Origin of the sequence: Cupriavidus sp. SHE (assembly GCF_000812445.1) — a bacterium.
Classification (GTDB): Bacteria; Pseudomonadota; Gammaproteobacteria; order Burkholderiales; family Burkholderiaceae; genus Cupriavidus; species Cupriavidus metallidurans.
The window spans coordinates 1-4,615 of record NZ_JWMB01000014.1 but is presented as its reverse complement, the minus strand read 5'-3'; the positions used below and the strand labels follow the sequence as shown (position 1 = coordinate 4,615).

At 61.4% G+C, this 4,615-nt stretch carries 8 protein-coding genes; all 8 read left to right on the top strand.

Going from position 1 to position 4,615, the window contains the following annotated elements; genetic code table 11:
- The first annotated feature begins 61 nt into the window (after nt 1–61).
- On the top strand, nt 62–418 hold the full coding sequence (locus RN01_RS06970) for a four helix bundle protein (protein ID WP_017514603.1): 357 nt from the start codon (nt 62–64) through the stop codon (nt 416–418).
- Between the two features lie 220 nt (nt 419–638).
- On the top strand, nt 639–1,829 hold the full coding sequence (locus tag RN01_RS06965) for an RNA-directed DNA polymerase (RefSeq protein ID WP_029699631.1): 1,191 nt from the start codon (nt 639–641) through the stop codon (nt 1,827–1,829).
- Nucleotides 1,826–2,143: a hypothetical protein gene (locus RN01_RS06960; protein ID WP_017514606.1), complete on the top strand. Its 318-nt coding sequence runs from the start codon at nt 1,826–1,828 to the stop codon at nt 2,141–2,143. Before RN01_RS06965 ends, RN01_RS06960 begins: the two co-directional genes overlap by 4 nt.
- Nucleotides 2,143–3,396 carry a hypothetical protein gene (locus tag RN01_RS34270; RefSeq protein WP_017514607.1) on the top strand — a complete coding sequence of 418 codons (1,254 nt, stop codon included), beginning with the start codon at nt 2,143–2,145 and terminating at the stop codon, nt 3,394–3,396. The genes RN01_RS06960 and RN01_RS34270 overlap by 1 nt, the downstream gene beginning before the upstream one ends.
- The gene (locus tag RN01_RS06950; protein WP_017514608.1) at nt 3,389–3,700 is read left to right on the top strand and encodes a hypothetical protein; all 312 of its coding nucleotides are present in this window, start codon (nt 3,389–3,391) and stop codon (nt 3,698–3,700) included. Before RN01_RS34270 ends, RN01_RS06950 begins: the two co-directional genes overlap by 8 nt.
- A complete protein-coding gene (locus RN01_RS06945) occupies nt 3,693–3,992 on the top strand; it encodes a hypothetical protein (RefSeq protein WP_017514609.1) in 300 nt (99 codons plus the stop codon). Before RN01_RS06950 ends, RN01_RS06945 begins: the two co-directional genes overlap by 8 nt.
- Nucleotides 3,989–4,381: a hypothetical protein gene (locus RN01_RS06940; RefSeq protein ID WP_017514610.1), complete on the top strand. Its 393-nt coding sequence runs from the start codon at nt 3,989–3,991 to the stop codon at nt 4,379–4,381. The genes RN01_RS06945 and RN01_RS06940 overlap by 4 nt, the downstream gene beginning before the upstream one ends.
- Nucleotides 4,368–4,615, top strand: a 248-nt coding sequence (locus RN01_RS34535) for a DNA methyltransferase (protein ID WP_038316959.1), incomplete at its 3' end; no start/stop codon positions are given. The genes RN01_RS06940 and RN01_RS34535, both read left to right, overlap by 14 nt.

The following is a 4,615-nucleotide window of genomic DNA, read 5'->3' as shown; positions in this document are numbered from 1 at the left end:
CAACGAGTTTCGTGCTCGGGCCGTCCGCAGATTGCCTCTTTGATCATTCAGTCATTTAGCCATGGCTCTGCATACCGACCTCCCCATCTATAAGGCGGCGTACGACCTCCTCGATGTGGTCACGGAAATCACCCGAAGCATGCCGCGCGACTTCAAGGTCTCGCTGGGCGGGAAGATCCGCGACGAGATCGTGGAGATCACGGTGTTGATCTGCCGCGGGAATGTGTACCGCGACAAGTCGCAGCCACTGCTCGACTTGGTCGAGCGCCTGCAGGTGGTCGAGTTGCTACTGCGCCTTTGTGTCGACAAGCGCCTAATCGCGCGGCCGCAGTACGCCAAGGCCGTTTCGATTACGACGAGCATCGGTAAGCAGGCTAATGGCTGGAGGAAGAAGTCCGCATCGTCGCCTGTTGCCTGACGGTTAAGGCCGTCTCGCCCGTGCGATTTTTATCTGGTCGTGCCGCTGGCTCACAAGGCCACCGCCAGGCGCATCACGGATACCGCTGGGAGTCACCAGGTCTGGTCCGGCGCAGTTTCCCCGCTGATCGGCATGACGCCTTCGGCGAGGCGACGTAGATAGCACGAACAGACGCAGTCCGAGAGCAACTCCAACAACGCGTGGAACCAGAACTTCGGCAATGGCAACCAGAACAACAACCACAAGAACAACGAGTTTCGTGCTCGGGCCGTCCGCAGATCAAAGCGGTGCGGATCGTGCTTCCTTCGAGGACCTGGTGACGGCATATTTCGACTGCCGCCGCCGGAAACGCAACACACACAGTGCGCTCGTGTTCGAGCAGCAGCTCGAGCGCAACTTGCGCGAACTGTACGACGAGTTGATGGACGGCAGCTATCGTCCTGGCCGCTCCATCTGCTTCGTCGTGACCCGACCCAAGCCGCGCGAAGTCTGGGCTGCAGACTTCCGCGATCGCGTGGTCCACCACCTCCTGTACAACCGCATTGCGCCGCGCTTCTACGCTTCGTTCATCGCGGATAGCTGCGCATGCATTCCCGGGCGCGGCACGCTCTATGCTGCCCAGCGCCTGGAGGCGAAGGTGCGCAGCATCACGCAGAACTGGTCCCGGCCGGCGTGGTACCTGAAATGCGACCTCGCCAACTTCTTCGTCAGCATCGACAAGACTGTCCTGCGCAAGGAGTTGGCCGAGCGCGTCACCGAACCATGGTGGATGGCGCTCACGGATCTCGTGTTGATGCACGACCCGCGCCCGGACGTCATCATGCAAGCACCGTCAGCCCTGATGGCACTCGTGCCGCCGCACAAGAGCCTGCTCAACCAGCCGGCACATCGCGGGCTGCCGATCGGCAACCTCAGTAGCCAGTTTTTTGCCAATGTCTACCTTGATGTGCTCGACCAGCACGTCAAGCATCGCATCGGCGCGCGGCACTATATCCGCTATGTCGATGACTTCGTGATCCTCCACGAATCGCCGCAGTGGCTGAGTACCGCCCATGCCCAAATTGAGGCGTTCCTGCCGCGCCGACTTGGCGCCAGGCTCAATCCGTCGAAGACGATCCTACAGCCGGTACCGCGCGGCATTGATTTCGTCGGCCAGGTGATTCGGCCATGGGCACGCCACACCCGCCCGCGCACGCTCAATGTCGGAACTCGCCGGCTGGCGGAAATGCCGTCGCGCGATGTATTCGCAGCAGTCAACAGCTACTTCGGCCTAGTCAGGCAGGCAACCGCCAGCCATGTCGCCAGAGCACGCATGGCGAAAGTCATCCGCAGCCGCGGCCACGCCGTCGACTTTGGCCTGACCAAGGCATACCGCCGCCCTATCACCCAAAACAAGGAGTCCGAACAATGACATGGCCACTCGGAGTGACAGTGAGTCGTGCGAAGCCGACCGTCAAGGAAGACATGATGGATCTCGCACTCGACTCCACCCGCCTCAAGCGCGAGAACGCGGAGCTCCGCCGGCAGTTAGCCGAGTCGCAGTCTCTTCTCGCCAACGCCCGGGATACCAACGTCGCGCACGCCGCGCGAATCCTGTCGCTGGAGCGCGCGCTGCGCGAGCTCTGCCAGGACGCCCTGAAGCACCCCCACTGGCCTCTGCTGCGCTGGGTCCGATTCGGACCGATGGCAGGTGCGATCGAACAATTCAAGAACGGGGAACTGTGATGACCGACACTACCAATGCGGCGAATAGCTCGCCAATCACCGCAGAATGTGCGGCGAATATGCCTAACGAATGGGCACCGAAACGAATCTGGCTGCAACGCGGCGTTGGCGAAGGCGGCTCGCATACATGGTGCGAAGACAGCCAAGAGCCTGAGCATGAGGAGGCCTCATACATCCGTGAGGACTTCGCCGGCACGCTGAGCACCGACTATCTGTCTGGCCATCAAGACGGCTTGGATTGGGCTGCGCTGGTGGTGGAATACACCGATCCGCGCACTGGCGATTGGATGTACGACGATCCCCACGATCTTGCGAAGGCGATCCGCAAGGGCCCGGACATGTCTGTCTACCAATCCGCCCCGAGCGCCCCGCAACAGGGGGGGGATGGGCTGAGGCGCGATCAAGAGGCGGCGTATAACAGCATCGACCGATTCCTGCGGAACAATCTGTGTGATGAGGATTACGCGCAATACTCGGCTGAATTGTATTCACTCCTCGCCGCCCCTCGCCAGCCTGGGGAAATGGGCGCGGGGGACGATACGCAAGTGGTACTGCGATGGATCATGTCTCAAGCGGAGTCGGCAAAGGAACCTTGCGGAGACGACCCGGAGAGCGCGGCTGCTGTTCGAAATGCCAAGCTGGCCGCCATTGCAAACGCTGCCGCTCAGGCTCTTGGTCTGGTGCGTGGCCCATCGTATGCCGATGCTGAAGCGCAGTGCAATCCAAATGACATTTGCGCAGGATGCCGCTGCAAGTATTCGATGGCCGCATCGGCGCAGCAGGATGAGCGCGAGGCGAAGCCGCTTACCCGGTTTGTGACGTACCTGAACGAGCATTGCATCGGCCAGACCATCACCGAAGAATCGTTGACGGACTGGATGCTCGACGTGATGGACAACACGCCACGAGAAGAGCCGAAGCACCCGCAAAAATCGAAAGGTCTATTCGCGTCGTCCGCCCAGCAGGTGCAGGCCGATGCGGGGGCGGTGGCGAAGCCCGTCGCCTTTTGGAATCCAGCCGTCGACCACGACAGCGCGGCATTTAGCTACGGCCAAGGCGGCGGTTATGACGTGCCGCTGTACACGTGCTCGCCCAATTCGGAACGGGACGCTGCGCGCTGGCGTATGCACGTGAAGATTTTGACGCGCAAATACGGGGCGATCAGCGTTCGCGAGGAAATCGACGCAATCGACCATGCCCGCGCAGCCATGTCCCGCGAGCAGTCGCAAGAGAAGGGAGGCGAGCGTGGCTAAGGAATATCCGCTCGAAATCGAGAACATCGGCGAGGACGTGTATGTGCTGATGTCTCGTGGCCACCATGACGTGCACGAGTTCATGAGGATGGTCCGCGAGGAAGGCTACGACTGGCCGCTTGGGATGCCCAAGCACATCTGGATGAAGACTCGTCCCTCGCGCGATCCTGGCTACACATGCTTCTACGACCACGTTCCGAAGGGCACGCGCGGCGCATGGCCTGCCACACACGTCCAAGAGGCATGGGGCGACGAGTCGTACGAATCCCTGCGCGCCCTCGCCACAGGAGAGAGCAATGGCTGATCGTGAACTGCTGGAACTGGCGGCGAAGGCGGCTGGTGGTCAATTCGATAGCGGGCATTTCTCACGCGATGGGCGCGAGTGGGATGAATGGAATCCGCTGACCGACGACGGCGACGCGCTGCGGCTGGCGGTGAAGCTGGGCATTACCGTTCATTCGGATAGCACGTTTGGCTGCACCACTGCCGACATATGGAATATCAGTCTTTGCGAGAGTCACGGCGATGACGCCAACGCCGCTACCCGTCGCGCCATCGTCCGCGCTGCTGCCGAGATTGGGAAGGTGATGCCATGAGCGAGAAGCTGGATTTGGATGCCATCGAGCGAGAGTTCGAGGAATTCCCTGTCGGGCCAGTCGTAAAGATTGTGGTTCGTCGCCTGATCGCCCGCATCCGCGCCCTCGAAAGCGCCAGCCAGCCTGGGGGCGGGGAGGCTGACATGGCCGCATGGATTGAACTGTGGGATGCATCGAGAGAGGCATACAACGCGACATACGCCGAAACCCGATTCCAAAAACGGAGCCATGTGAAAGACGTTGCCGACCGTGCCGAGGGCGCCGGTAAGCGGTTGCGCGCTGCAATGGAGTCCACCAGGGAGGCGGTCATGGAAGCCCGTGAATCAATCAGCGCCGCCCCGTCTGCTGGGAATGGCGAGGCGATGGGCGGGAGGGATGATGAAGCTTGATCACTGCTACCAAGGCGATTGCCGCCAGGTCATGCGCGAATGGCCCTCGGCCATAGCCGATGCCTGTATCACTGATCCGCCGTATGGGGACACCAGCCTGGAATGGGATCGCCGTTGCGATGGTTGGGTGACAGAGGTTGCGCGCGTGTTGAAGCCGACTGCCTGTATTTGGGTGTTCGGCAGTATGCGGTTCCTCGCCACGGTCTTCGGCGAAATGGAGGCCGCTGGCTTCCG